General features: G+C 72.0%; 15 protein-coding genes. 10 read left to right on the top strand and 5 right to left on the bottom strand.

What is annotated here, in order from left to right; all coding sequences use genetic code 11:
• The 8 genes from VK611_08995 to VK611_08960 form a co-directional block, all read left to right on the top strand.
• On the top strand, window positions 1–495 hold a 495-nt coding region (locus VK611_08995; GenBank protein ID HMG41454.1), incomplete at its 5' end, for a hypothetical protein.
• A 26-nt stretch (window positions 496–521) separates the two neighbouring features.
• Window positions 522–3317 carry a branched-chain amino acid ABC transporter permease/ATP-binding protein gene (locus tag VK611_08990; protein HMG41453.1) on the top strand — a complete coding sequence of 932 codons (2796 nt, stop codon included), beginning with the start codon at window positions 522–524 and terminating at the stop codon, window positions 3315–3317.
• Window positions 3314–4039, top strand: coding sequence for an ABC transporter ATP-binding protein (locus VK611_08985; protein HMG41452.1), 726 nt, complete (start codon window positions 3314–3316; stop codon window positions 4037–4039). Before VK611_08990 ends, VK611_08985 begins: the two co-directional genes overlap by 4 nt.
• Window positions 4036–5106: a TIGR03857 family LLM class F420-dependent oxidoreductase gene (locus VK611_08980; protein ID HMG41451.1), complete on the top strand. Its 1071-nt coding sequence runs from the start codon at window positions 4036–4038 to the stop codon at window positions 5104–5106. Before VK611_08985 ends, VK611_08980 begins: the two co-directional genes overlap by 4 nt.
• Window positions 5103–5687 carry a 3-phenylpropionate/cinnamic acid dioxygenase subunit beta gene (locus VK611_08975; protein ID HMG41450.1) on the top strand — a complete coding sequence of 195 codons (585 nt, stop codon included), beginning with the start codon at window positions 5103–5105 and terminating at the stop codon, window positions 5685–5687. Before VK611_08980 ends, VK611_08975 begins: the two co-directional genes overlap by 4 nt.
• Before the next feature lie 48 nt (window positions 5688–5735).
• On the top strand, window positions 5736–6560 hold the full coding sequence (locus tag VK611_08970; GenBank protein HMG41449.1) for an SDR family oxidoreductase: 825 nt from the start codon (window positions 5736–5738) through the stop codon (window positions 6558–6560).
• Window positions 6561–6616: 56 nt separating this feature from the next.
• Window positions 6617–7684: a phosphotransferase family protein gene (locus tag VK611_08965; protein ID HMG41448.1), complete on the top strand. Its 1068-nt coding sequence runs from the start codon at window positions 6617–6619 to the stop codon at window positions 7682–7684.
• Window positions 7685–7732: 48 nt separating this feature from the next.
• The gene (locus tag VK611_08960) at window positions 7733–8299 is read left to right on the top strand and encodes a TetR/AcrR family transcriptional regulator (protein HMG41447.1); all 567 of its coding nucleotides are present in this window, start codon (window positions 7733–7735) and stop codon (window positions 8297–8299) included.
• Window positions 8300–8324: 25 nt separating this feature from the next.
• Here the strand turns inward: VK611_08960 and VK611_08955 are convergent, their stop codons facing one another.
• The 3 genes from VK611_08955 to VK611_08945 are packed head-to-tail and all read right to left on the bottom strand — an operon-like array spanning window position 8325 to window position 10417.
• Window positions 8325–8558, bottom strand: a complete 234-nt coding sequence (locus tag VK611_08955) for a ferredoxin (GenBank protein HMG41446.1) — start codon at window positions 8556–8558, stop codon at window positions 8325–8327.
• Window positions 8555–9151, bottom strand: a complete 597-nt coding sequence (locus tag VK611_08950) for a Rieske 2Fe-2S domain-containing protein (protein ID HMG41445.1) — start codon at window positions 9149–9151, stop codon at window positions 8555–8557. The genes VK611_08955 and VK611_08950 overlap by 4 nt, the downstream gene beginning before the upstream one ends.
• Window positions 9152–9178: 27 nt before the next feature.
• A complete protein-coding gene (locus tag VK611_08945) occupies window positions 9179–10417 on the bottom strand; it encodes an FAD-dependent oxidoreductase (protein HMG41444.1) in 1239 nt (412 codons plus the stop codon).
• A gap of 117 nt (window positions 10418–10534) precedes the next feature.
• Here VK611_08945 and VK611_08940 point away from each other — a divergent pair, with 117 nt between their 5' ends.
• A complete protein-coding gene (locus tag VK611_08940; protein HMG41443.1) occupies window positions 10535–11944 on the top strand; it encodes a Rieske 2Fe-2S domain-containing protein in 1410 nt (469 codons plus the stop codon).
• A gap of 9 nt (window positions 11945–11953) precedes the next feature.
• Complete coding sequence (locus tag VK611_08935; protein ID HMG41442.1) at window positions 11954–12856, top strand: VOC family protein; 903 nt, start codon at window positions 11954–11956, stop codon at window positions 12854–12856.
• An 11-nt stretch (window positions 12857–12867) separates the two neighbouring features.
• On the opposite strand, the gene VK611_08930 is transcribed toward VK611_08935, so the two are convergent.
• Together VK611_08930 and VK611_08925 are read right to left on the bottom strand one after the other, a co-directional pair.
• Window positions 12868–14007 carry an acyl-CoA dehydrogenase family protein gene (locus tag VK611_08930; protein ID HMG41441.1) on the bottom strand — a complete coding sequence of 380 codons (1140 nt, stop codon included), beginning with the start codon at window positions 14005–14007 and terminating at the stop codon, window positions 12868–12870.
• Window positions 14007–16013: a biotin carboxylase N-terminal domain-containing protein gene (locus VK611_08925; GenBank protein ID HMG41440.1), complete on the bottom strand. Its 2007-nt coding sequence runs from the start codon at window positions 16011–16013 to the stop codon at window positions 14007–14009. Before VK611_08925 ends, VK611_08930 begins: the two co-directional genes overlap by 1 nt.
• Between the last annotated feature and the right edge of the window lies 1 nt (window position 16014).

Raw genomic sequence — 16014 nt, 5'->3', positions numbered from 1 at the left:
CAGGGCGTGGACGTCCAGGACACCCAGTTCTGGGCGGGCGGCGCCATCATCACGCAGCGCTTCGTCGACGAGTACGACGGCGACCTCGAGGGCGTGTTCACCACCGGCCCGTTCTGGGTGGGCGGCGACACCAGCAACGAGGGCATCGCCCAGATGCACGAGGAGCTGGATGCGGCCGGCTACGACACCGAGGGCATCATCGACTGGGCCACCAACGCCTGGCACAACATCCACGTCATCGCCGACGTGATGCGCGACCTCGACACCATCGACCCGGCGTCGCTCATCGCCGCCTTCGACTCGATGGGCCTCGTCGAGCGGCCCGAGGCGGCGCCCTACGACTTCAGCCAGCCCGCGTTCCCCGACCACCCGGTCATGGGGCAGATGCGGATCTTCGGCCGCGAGCACTACATGGCCCGGGTCGTCGACGGCGAGATCGTCCCCCTGTTGGACCACTTCGTGGATCCCATGGAGCCGTTCGAGCTGGACCTTTGACCGTTCTTCGTTGAAAGGGGGGACCCATGGGAACGCTGGCCACCGGCTTCATGAGCGAAGCCACCGTCCGGTTCGCCGTCCTCGGCATGGCGACCGGCAGCCTCTACGCACTGGTCGCGCTGGGCATCAACCTGGTCTACCGGGCGTCGGGCATCCTCAACTTCGCCGCCAGTGCCATCGGGGCCATCAGCGCCTTCCTGTTCTTCACCCTGCGTGACGAGCACGGTTGGAACTGGCTGGTGGCCCTGCTGGCGGCGCTCGTCAGCGGCATCGGGCTGGGCGCCCTGACGCAGGTGCTGGTGATGCAGGGGCTCCGCCGGGCCTCGCTGCTCACCAAGCTGATCGCCACGCTCGGCCTGATGACGGCGGCCCAGGGGTTCATCGACATCACGTGGACCTCGAACAAGGGTCAGGTCGATTCCTTCCTGCCCACCGACCTGGTCGAGTTCACCGACCAGATCGTCATCACGAAGGAGCGGCTCGTCATCATCGGCCTCGTGGTGGTGCTGGCCACGGTGCTGCGGCTCGTCTACACGAAGACGCTGTTCGGCCTGGCCACCTCCGCCGTGGCCGAGTCGGGACGGGTAGCGGCCGCCGGCGGCTGGTCGCCCAGTCGGATCGAGCTGGTGAACTTCGCCGTGGCCGGCCTGCTGTCGGCAGCCGCGGCGATCCTCATCGCCCCGATCGTGGGCCTCAACGCCAACATCATCTCGCTGATGATCATGAGCGCCCTGGCCGCGGCGCTGGTGGGGCGCTTCTCGTCCTTCGCCCTCACCGTGGCCGCGGCGCTGGTCATCGGGATCATCCAGGCCGAGCTGTCGTTCTTCCAGCCCGACCTGGCCCGGTGGCTCGACGTGCAGCCCAACTCCCTGGGCGGGTTGCCCCAGAGCGTCCCCCTGCTCATCGTCATCGTGGTGACGGTGGTCAGCGGGAGGGCCCGTCCCTCCCGTCAGGACATGCTGACGCGCCTGCCGATGCCCGGCACCGGCCAGGTCCGGTTGCCGCTCCTGGGTGCTGCCCTGGTGCTGAGCACGGTGGTCGTCCTCAGCGTGGCCGACGATTGGGCCACGGCCTTCGTGCTGTCCTTCGCCAGCGGCATCGTGATCCTGTCGATCGTGGTGCTCACCGGCTTCGCCGGCCAGCTCTCGCTGTGCCAGTTCGCCCTCGGCGGGTTCGGCGCCTGGGTGGCCGGGCGCACGGTGTCGGCTCACGGCATCCCGTTCGAGTGGGGGCTGGTGCTGGGGATCGCCGCCACCGTGGCCCTCGGGCTGGTCATCGCCCTCCCGGCGCTGCGGACCCGGGGCGTCAACCTGGCGGTGGTGACCCTCGGCCTGGCGCTGATGCTGGAGTCGATCGTCTTCTTCAACTCGTCGTTGACCGGCGGACTGGAGGGGACCAAGGTCGACACGCCCAGCTTCCTCGGGCTCGACCTCGACCCCGTGGGCAACCCCGGCCGCTACGCGCTGTTCGTCCTGGCGGTGTTCGTGGTGCTGGGCCTGATGGTGGCCAACGTCCGCCGGGGGGCGAGCGGCCGGCGGCTGCTGGCGGTGCGCTCGAACGAGCGGGCCGCGGCGTCCCTCGGCGTCGGCATCTACGGGGCCAAGCTCTACGCCTTCGGGCTGGCCGCCGGCCTGGCCGCCACCGGTGGGATCCTGCTGGCCTTCCGCACGACGTCGGTCGACTACACCGGGTTCAACGTCTTCGGGTCGATCACGGTCGTCCTCTACGCGGTGCTGGGCGGGATCGGCTGGGCGTCGGGGGCGCTGCTGGGCGGCACGATGTCGCCGGGCGGCTTCAACACCAAGGTCATCAACGAGCTGTTCGACACGGTGCCCGACATCAACAGCTGGATGCTGATGGTGTCCGGGGTGCTGGTGATCTCCATGCTGAGGACGTCGCCCGACGGGCTCGCGTCGCTCCAGGCGCGGGTGTACGGCCCGCTGATGGACCGACTGGGTCGCCGGTTCCGACGTCCGGCCCCACCTCTGGCACCGCCCCGCCCCCGACGCGAGCCCGTGACCGTGGCGGCCCGGGGCGTGACCATGCGGTTCGGCGGCATCGTCGCCCTCGACGACGTCAGCCTGACCGTCGCTCCGGGCGAGGTCGTCGGCCTCATCGGGCCCAACGGTGCCGGCAAGACCACGATGCTCGACATCCTCACCGGCTTCACGCGGCAGACGTCCGGCGAGGTGCTGGTCGACGATCGGGCGATCGACGGCTGGACGCCCGAGCGCCGCGCCCGCTCCGGCCTCGTCCGCTCGTGGCAGCAGATGGAGCTGTTCGAGGAGATGACCGTGCACGAGAACCTGCTCGTGGCGGCCGACAGCCAGCAGGCCGGCCGGTACTTCGTCGACCTGGTGCGACCTGGGCGCCGGCGGGACACGCCGGTCATGCGCGAGGTGATCGAGGAGCTGGGCCTCGACCAGTACCTCGAGCAGCGGCCCTCCGCACTGCCCCACGGGGCCATGCGCCTGGTCGGCATCGCCCGGGCGATGACCGCCGAACCGGCAGCCCTGTTCCTCGACGAGCCCGCCGCCGGGCTCAGCGACCGGGAGAGCGAGGAGCTGGGGCGGGCCATACGGCGCATCGCCGCCCGCCAGGGGATCCCCATCCTCGTGGTCGAGCACGACGTACCGCTGCTCATGGCGACATGCGACCGGATCGTCGTCCTCGACTTCGGCCGGTTGATCGCCGAGGGCACTCCCGAGGAGATCGCCCGGCACCCCGAGGTGGTGCGGGCCTACCTCGGCGAGCCCATGGCGGCCGAGCCCGCCGTCGAGTTGTCCGTGGACGAGATCGACCAGGAGGTGCCGGTCACATGACCGCGTTGATGAGTGCCGACGAGCTCACCGCCGGCTACGGCAAGAGCGCGGTGGTGCGGGACCTCGACCTCGAGGTCAGGGCCGGTGAGGTCCTGGCGCTGCTGGGCCCGAACGGCGCCGGCAAGACCACCACGATGCTGACGCTGTCGGGCGAGCTGTCGCCGCTCGGCGGCCGGGTGCGGTGGCAGGGGCAGGTGACGAAGGCGCCGCTCCACGCCCGCGTTCGTGCCGGCCTGGGCATCGTCAGCGAGGAGCGCTGCATCATGACCCAGGGCACGGTGGCCGAGAACTTCCGCCTGCACCGCGGCGACACGGCGATGGCTCTGGAGCTGTTCCCCGAGCTGGAGCCCCACATGGGGCGCCGGGCGGGCCTCCTGTCGGGCGGGCAGCAGCAGATGCTCGCGCTGGCCAAGGCGCTCTGTCGCAAGCCCACGGTGCTGCTGGCCGACGAGCTGTCGCTCGGCCTGGCCCCCCTGATCGTGGCCCGCCTGATGCGCGAGGTGCGGGCTGCCGCCGACCGGGGGGTGGGCGTGGTGCTGGTGGACCAGCACGTGCACAAAGCCCTGGAGGTGGCCGACCGGGTCGCCGTCATGCGCCGGGGGCGGATCGAGCTGAGCGGCACCGCCGCCGAGCTGCGCGACCGGGTCGAGCACATCCAGAGCGCCTACCTGGCCGCCGGCGACGACGAACCAGGCTCGAACGATGCCGGGGAGCGACCGTGAGCCCGCGCACCCCGGCGTTGCTCGGCGCCTACGTCCTGCCCGGCCCGGCCATGGACCCGACGGTGTGCGTCGCCCAGACGACCGAAGCCGAGCGCCTCGGCCTGGGCTCGGTCTGGCTGTCGGAGCTGCAGGGCCCGCTGAAGGACGCCGGCGCGCTGTGCGGCTACATGGGCCACGCCACCTCGACGATCGGGTTCGGCACCAGCATCACCCACTTCGGGACCCGCCACCCCATGGCCCTCGCCTCCTGGGGGGCGACGATGCAGGTGCTCACGGGCGGCCGGTTCCTCTTCGGGTTCGGGCGCTCCACGGCGCGCCGCTGGCGCCAGTGGGGCGTCCCCGAGCCCACCCTGCGGTCGATGGCCGACTCGGCCGACATCCTGCGGCGGCTGTGGAACCACGAGCCCGTCTCCTACTCGGGTCCCGCCGGCGACTTCCCGGAGCTCGACTGGGGCCACTTCCCGGACGTCACCCCGCCACCCCTGCTGCTGGCCGCCATCGGCCCCAAGACCCTCGAGCTGGGCGGCTCGCACTTCGACGGGGTGTTCCTCCACCCGTTCCTCAGCCCGGAGGGCGTCGAGCGGTCCGTCGCCCTGGTGCGGGCGGGCGCCGAGCGGGCGGGCAAGGACCCGGTGTCGGTGACCGTGTACCACGAGCTGGTCGTCGCACCCGACATGAGTGACGCAGAGGTCGACGCGGCCGTGCGGGCCCGGGCCGCGGCCTACTTCAGCGGTGCCGGCTACGGCGAGCTGATCCTGCGAGCCAACGGTTGGGACGCGGAGCCGCTCGGGCCCTTCCGGGAGGCGGTCCGTCAGGCGACGGCCGACAACGAGGCCGCCGGATCGCCGCTCAAGGGACGGGAGGTACTGGTGGAGCCCAGCCGCCTCCTGCCCGACCGGTTCTTCGCCGAGGGGGCGGCGGTGGGCTCGGCCAAGGACTGCGCCCGCCGCATCCACGACTTCCTCGACGCCGGAGCCGACCAGCTCATCGTCCACGGCGTCACCCCCGACGCGCTGGGCCCCACCGTCGCCGCGTTCGCACCTGAAGCAGGAAAGGAAGGCAAGTGAGCGCAACCACCGCGAAGAACACCGACATGGCGGGCGTGTCCGGCGCCGTCGATCCGGCCGCGCTGGGCGCGCGCGTCTCGTCGGGCGATCCGCTCTACGCCGAGATCGTCGACTTCCTGATCGACGAGGCCCTGCTGCTCGACCACAACCGGAACGACGAGTGGTACGAGCTGCTGGCCGAGGACCTCGTCTACCGCATGCCGGTCCGGCGCACGGTGCACCGTTCCCAGGGCCTCGGGTTCGACTCGACGATGGGTCACTTCGACGACGACCACGCGTCGATGACCGTCCGCATCAAGCGGCTGCACAGCCTCAGCGCCTACTCGGAGGATCCGCCGTCCCGGGTGCGCCGCTTCGTGTCCAACGTCCGGGTCCACGAGTCGGACGCGCCGGGGGAGTACGCCGTGACGAGCTACCTCCTGGCGCTGCGCAGCCGGTGGGACAACAGCGACTACGACGTCATCTCGGCGCAGCGGGACGACACCCTCCGCCGCGACGGGGCGAGCTTCAAGATCGCCCGCCGGATCATGTACCCGGACCAGAGCGTCCTGGGCACGCCCAACCTGGCGATCTTCCTGTGAGAGCCAGCTTCCACGTTCGAAGGTCGACGACAGGAATCGAGGGAGACCATGGGTCGTCTTGACGGCAAGGTGGCGGTGGTGACCGGCGGCGCCCGGGGCATCGGCCGGGGGATATGCCGGCGCTTCGCCCGGGAGGGCGCCCGCGTGCTGGTCGCCGACATCGCCGAGGACGAGGGCAAGCAGGTGGCGGCCGACCTGGCAGGCCTGGGCGGCCAGGGGGTGTTCCTGCGGACCGACGTCGGCCGCAAGGACGAGGTCGAGCGGATGGTGTCCACCGCGCAGGAGACCTGGGGTCGGGTCGACGTGCTGGTCAACGACGCCATCGGCCTGGCCCCGCACGTCCACCTGGAGGACAAGACCGACGAGATGTTCCGGTTCAGCTTCGACGTCGGCTTCTACGCCACCCTCTGGGCGATGCAGGCGGCGTTGCCGCTGATGCGCGACCAGGGCGGGGGCCGGGTCGTCAACTTCTACTCGGGCGACGCCGACAACGGGCAGTGGTTCCACGCCGACTACAACGCCACGAAGGCGGCGATCCGGGCGCTGACCGTCTCGGGCGCGGCCGAGTGGGGTCGTTACAACGTGCTGTGCAACGCCATCTCGCCGGCCGCCGCCGGAACCGTCTACTACGAGCTCGTCGCCAAGGTCCCCGAGCTGGCGGAGATGGCATCCCGCCATCCCCTGGGCCGCCCCGGGGACCCGGAGACCGATATCGCGCCGGTGGCGCTGTTCCTCGCGACCGAGGACTCGCAGTACGTCAACGGCCAGACGATCACCGTCGACGGCGGTGGCCGCCTCAGCGCCGGTGGGGTCTACCCGGCCGACCCACCGGACGTGGCGCAGGGCTGGCTCGAACGGCGCGCCGCCCGGTAGCCGGGGGAGACGGGATCGGGGGATCGGGGGACATGGTGGAGACGGGGGGAGATGTCATGACCGTTGCGAGCGAAGCGGACCGGGCCGCGCTGCAGGCCTTCGGCGACTGGCTGGGGACCCGCCTGCCGGGCGCTGTCCTGGACGAGGTGGAACGGCCCGCCACGGGTGCCTCGAACGGCACCTACCTATGCGCGGCCCGGCTCCCGGACGGGGGTCGGCGGGACCTGGTGCTCCGGCTGCAGCCGGTCGAGAACCAGTTCCTCGACCCCGACGTCATGTTCCAGCACCGGGTGATGGAGATGCTGTCGGCCCACAGCGGGCTGCCGATTCCCGTCGTCCTGTGGGCCGAACCCGATCCGGCGGTGCTCGGCCGGCCGTTCTTCGTGATGGAGCGGGTGCGGGGCCGCGTGCTGCCGGACTCCCACCACGTCGAGGGTTGGGCCCTCGACCTCCAGCCGGACGAGCGGGCCCGGCTCTACGACGGCGCCGTCCGGGCGCTGGCGGAGCTGCACGAGGTTCCGGTAGGCGACCACGTCGCCTTCCTCCGCCGGCCCGGCACCGGGACCGCGCTCGACCGGCACATGGCCTGGTTGGTGCGGTGGCACCGCTGGGCCGCTCGGGGCCGGGCGCTGCCGGTGATCGACGCCGGCCTGCGGTACGTGCTCGACACCTGCCCGGACGATCCGTCGGAGCACGTCATCTGGGGCGACGGCCGCCCCGGCAACATGGTGTTCGGCGAGGACCTGTCGGTGGCGGCGGTGCTCGACTGGGAGCTGGCCGCCACCGGGCCCGCCGAGATCGACGTCGCCTGGTGGTTGATGTTCGAGCGCTCGCAGACGGTCGCCCGGGGTGTCGAGCCGCTGCCGGGGGTTCCCGACGCCGAGGAGATCGTCGGGTGCTACGAGCAGCTGCGCGGCGTCCGCCTGGCCGACCTCGACTTCTACCGGGTGCTGGCCGAGCTCCAGTTCGCCATCATCGTGCACCGCTACGTCGACATGCAGGTGGCCGCGGGGCTGCTGCCACCCGACACCGACCGGGCTCGGTGCTCGTCGCCGGCCCTGATGCTGGCGGAGTCGATCGGCGTCGAGCTGCCTGAACCTTCCGGAGGGCCAGGCGACAGCTGAAACAGGATGAGTCCGGGTTGTACAGGGGGACCTTGTACCCTGTCGCGGGTGATCGACTCCCGTACCCGGACGAAGATCCTGCAGGCGGCGTTGCACCACATCGCCCTCTACGGCGAGGAACGCCTGTCGATGAGCGGGGTCGCCAGCGAGGCGAAGGTGTCCCGCGGCACGGTGTACCGGTACTTCACCAACCGCGAGGAGCTCCTCGACGCCATCGCCCTCCATGTGCGCCAGACGTTCGAGAACGGGGTCGTCGCCGCGGCCGCGGAAGGCGGCGACACGAGCGAGAAGCTCGACCGCATCGTGGCGCAACGCATCGACCCCGACACGCGCCAGGCCGTCCGCCGCCTGCGCGAGCTGCAGCCGGCGTTCACCCTGGAGTTCCTGACCGAGCACCTGCCCGAGTTCCGCAAGGTCTACGCGAGGGCGCTCCGCGACGACTTCGACCGGCCCGACCTGCGCCTGTCGCTGGACGACTTCGTCGAGCAGCTCGTCCGCATCACCGTGATGGAGACCCTCTGCGACCTCGACCCGGAGGAGACCCGGCGACTGGTCGTGCAGCTGTGGGACCTCACCCGGACCGCCGACCGCAGCGCTCTGGTCGAGACGGCCTAGGCCGAGCCCGGCCGTCTCCGGCGCCTCAGCCGCTCGGGGGCGTGTCGCCGACGTGGATGGCGTGCTCGGGGCAGGCGGCGGCGCCGGCGCGCGCCTTGTCCTCCAGGCCGGCGGGCACGCGGTCGTCGTCGACGTGGGCGAACCCGTCCTCGTCGAGCTTGAACACCTCAGGGCACACGTCGGCACAGGTGGTGTACCCGCAGCACTTGGCGGGGTCGACGCTGACGTAGAGCCGCGGGCTGCGGTCGGTGTCCGTCACTGTTCATCTCTCCTCTCTGCCCAGGCGACGACCTCGGTCCGCTCGGGGCTGCGGGGTACGACGGTGGCCAGGAGCCGGGTGTCGCCGCCGGCCGGTCGCCAGATCACGCTGGTGGGCGGGAGCGGACGTACACCGGGTAGCCGTTCGAGCTCGGCGATCACGGAGCGCCAGCTCTGGCGCAGGAGCACCCGGCGAGGTGCCCCCGGACGTCCGAACGGCGGATCGGCCGGCGCCGGGGAACCCGACGGGTCGGCGTCGGCGTCGACGCGTGCCCAGACGATTCCGCTCTCGACCGAGACCGCCAGGGACTCGATGTGCCATCGCGGATCCGGCACGGCGGACAGCCGGCGCGACACGCGGTCGAGCTGGTGGCGTCCGTCCAGCTCGAACGTCCAGCCGTGCAGGGGGCACACCAGTCGCCGGCTGTGGCCCGCCTCGTTCCGGCGCAGGATCGGCGTTCCCTGGTGGGGACACGCGTTGCGCAGCACGTGAAAGCCGTCGTCGTCACGCGCGACGACCACAGGAACGTCGGCGACCTGCCGGGCGCGGTAGTCGCCCGGTCGGCCGAACTCGCCGACCACGCCTGCGACCATCCACGCTCGATGCAGCGCCCGCATGGCCTAGCGGGCTCCGGCCCGCGCACCGGTGAGCCCTCGCAGGTCGCACGACTCGTCGGCGAGCTCACCCGCCGTCACGACCGCCCCCCCGGCGATCAGCCGGCGGCCGGCCCGGACGTCGAGCGCCCGGTTGACGCCGGCGACGCCCCGGACGGCGCCGTCGCGCAGGTAGAAGACGCTGAAGTCCAGCGCGTCGACGTCGCCGCGGAAGACCGCCGTGTCGTCGGGGCCGGGAAGGCCGGCCATCTGCAGGTTCACGTCGTACTGGTCCGACCAGAACCAGGGCACCTCGGCGAAGGGCACGTCCCGGCCCAGCATGTTGCGGGCGGCGGCCTGGGCCTGGTGCTGGGCGTTCTGCCACTGCTCCACCCGCAGCGTCACCCCGAGGACGGGGTTGGGGTGCAAGGCGACGTCGCCGGCGGCGTAGACGTCGGGCACGGAGGTGCGGCACCGGTCGTCGACGACGATCCCGTTGCCGGCGGTGGCCGACGCCGTCCTCCCGACGTCGGTCTCGGGCGTCATCCCCACGCCGACCACGACGACGGCAGCCTCGTGGACCGACCCGTCGGTGGCGACCACCTGGCGCACCTGGTCGTCGCCGGCGATGCGCTCGACGCCGACGCCGCACCGCAGGTCGACCCCGTGGTCCCGGTGCATCGCCGCGTAGACCCGGCCGACCTCGGGGCCGAGCACCCGCCCCAGCGGCAGGTCGGCTATCTCCAGCAGCGTCACCTCGCACCCCAGGGTGCGCGCCGACGCCGCCACCTCGGCGCCGATGAAGCCCGCGCCGACCACGACGACCGGGACGTCGGGCGAGAGCCGCTCCCGGATGGTGAGCGCGTCGTCGAGGGTGCGCAGCGTGTGCACGCCCGGCAGGTCGGCGCCGGGCACGTCGAGCGTGCGGGCGCGGCCGCCCGTGGCCAGCAGCAGCCGGTCGTAGGGGAGCGACCGGCCGTCGGCCAGGTCGAGCCGGCGTTCGGCCGGGCGCAGGACGGTGGCGCGGCTGCCGAGCACCAGGTCGACGGCGTTGTCGTCGTACCAGGAGGCGGCGTGGAAGGCCGTCGCCTCGGGCGGCGTCTCCCCGCGCAGCACGCCCTTGGAGAGGGGTGGCCGGCTGTAGGGCGGGTGGACCTCGTCGCCCACGAGGATCACCCGGCCCTCGAAGCCCTCGGCGCGCAGGGTCTCGGCGGCCGACAGGCCCGCGAATCCGGCGCCCACGATGACCACGGTTCGTTCGCTCACGGCAGTCCCCCTCCTCGTGCCGCCATGGTAGCGAAGACTTAACAAGTTGAACGAAATCTGCTCATCTTGTACTGTGTGTGACGTAGGGCTCAGAGGGGCCGACAGAGGGGGTTTGTCGTGGCGATCGATGAGCGTGGGTTGGTCGAGGGATTCGTGGGTCCGGTGCTGTCGGACGGGACACCGGTGGCGTCGCTGATCGACGTGGAGCGTCGTGAGGCGTCGCTGCGGCTGTTCGCCGATCCGGAGGTGTACCGGGCGGAGCAGCAGTGGCTGTTCGGCCGGTGTTGGAACATCGTCGCCCACGAGTCCGAGGTGCCCGAGCCGGGCGACTTCGTGGCGCGTCGGATCGGCGACGACCCGGTGGTCGTCACGCGGGGCCGTGAGGGCGAGATCAACGTGCTGCTGAACGTGTGCACGCACCGGGGGATGCAGGTGTGCCGTTCGGAGGCGGGGTCGGCCGAGAACTTCCGGTGCCCGTACCACGGGTGGGTGTTCGGCGTGGAAGGGAACCTGCTGGGAGCACCGTTCGAGCGCGAGATGTACGGCACCGACCTGGACAAGCCGGGCCTGGGACTGCGCCGGGCGCGCGTCGAGCTCTACGCGGGGATCGTCTTCGCCAACTGGGACGAGTCGGCGCCGGGGCTCGACGAGTTCCTGGGCGGCTACACGTGGTACCTGGACACGATCTACAAGCGCACGAACGGCGGGCTGGAGTGCGTGGGCGCGCCGCAGCGGTCGGTCATCCGGGCGAACTGGAAGGCCCCGTCCGAGCAGTTCTGCGGTGCGGACGGCTACCACGTCGCCACGCTCCACAAGACGCTCGTCGAGCGGGTCGTCGGCCCCGACGCTCCGCCTGCCGTCCTCCAGGAGGCCATCCGCGCCACGATGTTCGGGATCGACATCGGCTCGCGCCTCGGGCATGGCCTCCGCGCCATCTCCCGCAACGGCGTGCGGTCCCGGGGCGCCCGGATGGGGGAGGCACCCCCGCCCGATCTCACGCCCCTGGAGGCGCTCACCGCGGACCCGCCGCAGGGACTGCCGGTCGAGCTGGTACCGGAGCTCTTCGAGAACCTGGACGACGGGCAGATCCACGCCCTGCTCACCTATCCGCCCAACCCTGGCGGCATGTTCCCGAACGTGGGGTTCCTGCACACCAACCTCAGGGTCCACATCCCCACCGGCGTCGACACCTTCGAGATGCTCAACTGGGTCCTGGTCGAGAAGGACGCCTCCCCGGAGCACAAGGAGACCGTCCGCAAGGAGATGCTGCTGGGCTTCGGCACCTCCGGCACCGTGGAGCAGGACGACGCCGAGTCGTGGCCGGCCATCCAGAAGTCGGCCTCCGGCTACCAGGGCGCCCGCCAGAAGATGCGCTACCAGGCCTTCGTCGGTCACAACCCGCCGGAAGGCTGGGAGGGCGGCGAGGAGGTCTACGACGGCTTCTCGAAGGACGACAGCGCCTGGAACTGGTGGCTCCGCTACCGCGACTACATGACCGGCGCGCCGCTCCAGCTCGACCGGGATTGAGGGGGAGTGATGGAGATCTACGGCATCGCCTACATCGGCTTCGAGTCGCCCAACGCGAAGCAGATGCTCGAGTACGGGCCCGAGGTGTTCGGGTTCGGCCTGAACGAGTCGCGCGACGACGGCTCGGTGTACCTGACCATGGACGACCGCGACCACCGGATCGCCGTCCACCCCGGCGAGCGGGACCGCTTCGCCTACGTCGGCATCGAGACGAAGGACAAGTGGGCCTGGGAGCAGGGCATCGAGACGCTCCGGTCGGCCGGCATCGAGGTCACGGTGGGCGACGACGAGTTGGAGGAGCAGCGCGGGTGCTACGGCGTCGCCCAGTTCCTCGACCCGGCCGGGTGGCCCCACGAGCTGGTCTACGGCCATGCCTACCACTCGGGGGGATGGCATCCCGGACGGGCGCATCGCGGCTTCCGGTCCGAGGAGTACGGGCTCGGCCACACAGTGCTCGTCGCCGACGACGTTGCCGAGATCGAGCGCTACTGCAAGGACGTGATGGGCTACAAGTGGTACATCCAGGGCCTGCGCAAGGGCGGCGGCTCGTTCTGGCGGTTCAGGAACAGCGACCTGAGCCACAACATCGCCTACGGGCTCAACCCCAACCACCGTCGCGGCGACACCGCCACGGTCATCCCCCACATCGGGGTGTACTGCAGGACGCTCGACGACGTCGGCATCGCCGCCGACATCGTGGAGGAGCGCTACCCGGAGCGGGTGGAGATGACGCTGGGCCGGCACATGCAGGACCCGGTGGTGTCCTTCTACAGCAAGACGCCGGCGGGCTTCACCATCGAGTACATCTGGGGCGAGGACCTCGACGTCCCCGACGGCCCGTACGTCGAGCGCCGGGCCGGCAAGCTCAGCCTCTGGGGCCACAAGCGGCCGAGCGGCAGCGCCGCACACTGATCCTCCGGGCGTCAGGCCACGGGCAGGCCGAGGCCCCGGCCGATCACCAGGCGCTGGATCTCGCTGGTCCCCTCGCCGATCTCCAGGATCTTGGCATCGCGGTAGAAGCGCGCGATCGGGTTCTCCTCCATGAAGCCGCTGCCCCCGAACACCTGGGTGGCCACCCGCGTGGCGGTCACGGCCGTCTCGGTCGAGTACAGCTTCGCCATGGCCGCGGCGTGCGTGAAGGGCCGGCCGCGGTCCTTCAACCAAGCCGCCTTGTAGGTGAGGTTGGTGGCGTTCTCCACGGCCACCTCGAGGTCGGCCAGGGCGAAGGCGACGGCCTGGTTGCGCCCGATCGGTCCCCCGAAGGCGGTGCGCTCCTTGGCGTAGGCGACGGCCTGCTCGAGGCAGGCGCGAGCGCAGCCCAGGGCGAGGGCCGAGATGGCCACCCGGCCGTCGTCGAGGATGGAGAGGAAGTTGCGGAACCCCGACCCCGGCGTCCCCAGCAGGTGGTGGTCGGGCACCACGCAGCCGTCGAGCACCACCCCGTGGGTGTCGCTGGCGTGCCACCCGAGCTTCCGGTAAGGCGGCTCCACCAGGAGGCCGGGGGTGCCGGCCTCGACGACGAAGGTGGAGATGCCGTCGTCGGTGCGGGCGGTGACGGTGACGATCGAGGTGAGGGGCGTCCCCGAGTTGGTGATGAATGCCTTGGCCCCGTCGATGACCCAGTCGTCACCCTGGGGGCGCGCCCGGGTCTTGGTGGCCCCGGCGTCGCTGCCGGCGTCCGGCTCGGTCAGCCCGAAGGCCCCGAGCGCGGTGCCGGCCACCAGGTCGGGGAGCCAGCGTGCCTTCTGCTCCTGCGTGCCGAAGCGGAAGATCGGGTTCGCCCCCAGCCCGACACCGGCCGAGAGCGTGATGCCCATCGACTGGTCGACGCGGCCGATCTCCTCGATGGCGATGCAGAGGGAGGCGAAGTCGCCGTCGCCGCCACCCCACTCGCCGGGGAACACCAGCCCGAACAGCCCAAGGTCGCCCATGGCCCGCACGGTCTCGACGGGGAACGTGTGCTCCTCGTCCCACCGGGCGGCGTGGGGCGCGATCTCGCCCTCGGCGAAGTCGCGGACCACTCGGCGGAAGGCCTCGTGCTCGTCGGACAGGTCGAAGTCCATCATCCCTCCTGGGTGCCGGCCGCCTTCACGACGACCAGCAGCTGGTCGAGCGCGATCCGGTCGCCCGCCTCGACGAGCACCTCGCTCACCGCGCCGTCGACCGCCGCCCGCAGGGTGTGCTCCATCTTCATGGCCTCCACGCTGACCAGGGCCTGGCCGGCGACGACCTCGTCGCCCACGGCCACGGCCAGGGCCACCACCGTGCCGGGCATGGGGCTGGTGACCGCGGCGGCGCCGCCTGGTCCGGACCCCGGGTCCCGGACGGCGGCCGGGTCGGGCTCGGTGAACCGCCAGGCCTCGCCGTCGCGGCCGACCCACACGGTCGGGCCGGCGACCGCGAGGTGCACGACCGTGACCTGGCCGGCGAAGTCCAGCCGCGCCCGCCCCGCCGTGCGGGAGAGTGACGCCGGCACCACGGAGCCGTCCTCGTCGGCCACCTCGAAGCCGTCGACGTCGGACGTGCGCCGCAGCCTGACGGCGACGGGCTCGCCGTCGCCGGTCCGGGCGCTCCATGTGGTCCAGGCCGGCTCACCCAGGCGCCATCCGTCGCGGGCCTCCCAGGGGCCGCCGGGCGGGGCGGCGGCTCCGGCATCGGAGGCGAAGCGGGCGAGGGCGGCGGCGACGACCGCCTCGCGTGGGGTCGACGGGGGCGGCGCCCGCCCCGCGATCCGCTCCACCAGCCCCGTGTCCAGCTCGCCCCGCACCACCTCGGGTGCGGCCAGCGTCGTCCGCAGGAAGCCGACGTTGGTGGTCACGCCCAGCACGCTGGTGGCGGCGAGCGCCCGGGCCAGGGTCCGCCGGGCGGCGTCGCGGTCGGGCCCCCAGGCGACGACCTTGGCCAACATCGGGTCGTAGGTCGAACCCACGTCGCTGCCCACCAGCAGTGACGAGTCGACGCGCACGTCCGGCAGGCCGTCGGCTTCGCTGAGGGAGACGACGCTGCCGCCCGTGGGCAGGAACCCCCGGGCGGGGTCCTCGGCGTACACGCGGGCCTCCATGGCGTGACCGGTCGGGGCGAGCTGGTCCTGCGTGAAGGGAAGGGGCCCGCCCGCCGCCACCCGGAGCTGGAGCTCGACGAGGTCGACGCCCCACACCATCTCCGTCACCGGGTGCTCGACCTGGAGGCGGGTGTTCATCTCGAGGAAGAACGCCTCGTCGGGCCGGTCGCCGGACACGAGGAACTCGACCGTGCCGGCGTTGACGTAGCCGCACGCCCGGGCGGCCGCCACCGCCTGTGCGGCGATCGCCTGCCGATCGCCTTCGGACAGGGCGGGGGAGGGGGCCTCCTCGATCACCTTCTGGTGGCGGCGTTGGAGGCTGCACTCCCGCTCGCCGAGGTGGACGACGTTGCCGTGGCCGTCGGCGAGGATCTGCACCTCGATGTGGCGGGGCCGCTCGACGAAGCGCTCCAGCAGCAACGTGTCGTCGCCGAAGGCGCCCCGGGCCTCCCGGCGGGCCGCGGCGATCTCGGTGGGCAGGTCGCCGAGATCCGTGACCAGGCGCATGCCCTTGCCGCCACCGCCGGCCGAGGGCTTGACCAGCAGCGGCAGCCCGACATCGACGGCCCGCTCCACCAGCTCGTCGTCCGTGAGCCCCGTCTCGGCCACGCCCGGCACCACCCGCACGCCCTGCGCGGCGACCGTCTGCTTGGCGCGGATCTTGTCGCCCATCGCCTCGATGGCCTCCACCGGCGGCCCCACGAAGACGATGCCGGCCTCGGCGCACGCGACGGCCAGGCCGGTGCTCTCGGCCAGGAAGCCGTAGCCGGGGTGCAGCGCCTGGGCGCCGGAGGCCAGCGCGGCCTCCACGATCCGCTCGACGCTCAGGTAGCTCTCGGCTGCGGGCGCCGGGCCGATCCGCCGGGCGACGTCAGCTTCGACCACGTGGCGGGCGCCGGCGTCCGCGTCGCTGAACACGGCCACCGACCGGATCGCCAGCCTGCGCAGGGTACGGATCACGCGCACGGCGATCTCGCCCCGGTTGGCGACCAGCACGGTGTCGAACACG

The sequence above is a fragment of the Acidimicrobiales bacterium genome (assembly GCA_035316325.1).
Taxonomy (GTDB): domain Bacteria; phylum Actinomycetota; class Acidimicrobiia; order Acidimicrobiales; family VFJN01; genus DASXTK01.
The sequence above is the reverse complement of the archived record's forward strand: the minus strand, read 5'-3'. Positions and strand labels throughout refer to the sequence as shown.

Excerpts from the sequence above, each read along its gene's own strand:
- VK611_08950 (HMG41445.1), bottom strand. The coding sequence starts at position 9,151 with ATGGTCGCAGGCGTGGTCGGCGAGTTCGGCCGACCGGGCGACTACCGC.
- VK611_08970 (HMG41449.1), top strand. The coding sequence starts at position 5,736 with ATGGGTCGTCTTGACGGCAAGGTGGCGGTGGTGACCGGCGGCGCCCGG.
- VK611_08985 (HMG41452.1), top strand. The coding sequence starts at position 3,314 with ATGACCGCGTTGATGAGTGCCGACGAGCTCACCGCCGGCTACGGCAAG.
- VK611_08965 (HMG41448.1), top strand. The coding sequence starts at position 6,617 with ATGACCGTTGCGAGCGAAGCGGACCGGGCCGCGCTGCAGGCCTTCGGC.
- VK611_08935 (HMG41442.1), top strand. The coding sequence starts at position 11,954 with ATGGAGATCTACGGCATCGCCTACATCGGCTTCGAGTCGCCCAACGCG.
- VK611_08990 (HMG41453.1), top strand. The coding sequence starts at position 522 with ATGGGAACGCTGGCCACCGGCTTCATGAGCGAAGCCACCGTCCGGTTC.
- VK611_08930 (HMG41441.1), bottom strand. The coding sequence starts at position 14,007 with ATGGACTTCGACCTGTCCGACGAGCACGAGGCCTTCCGCCGAGTGGTC.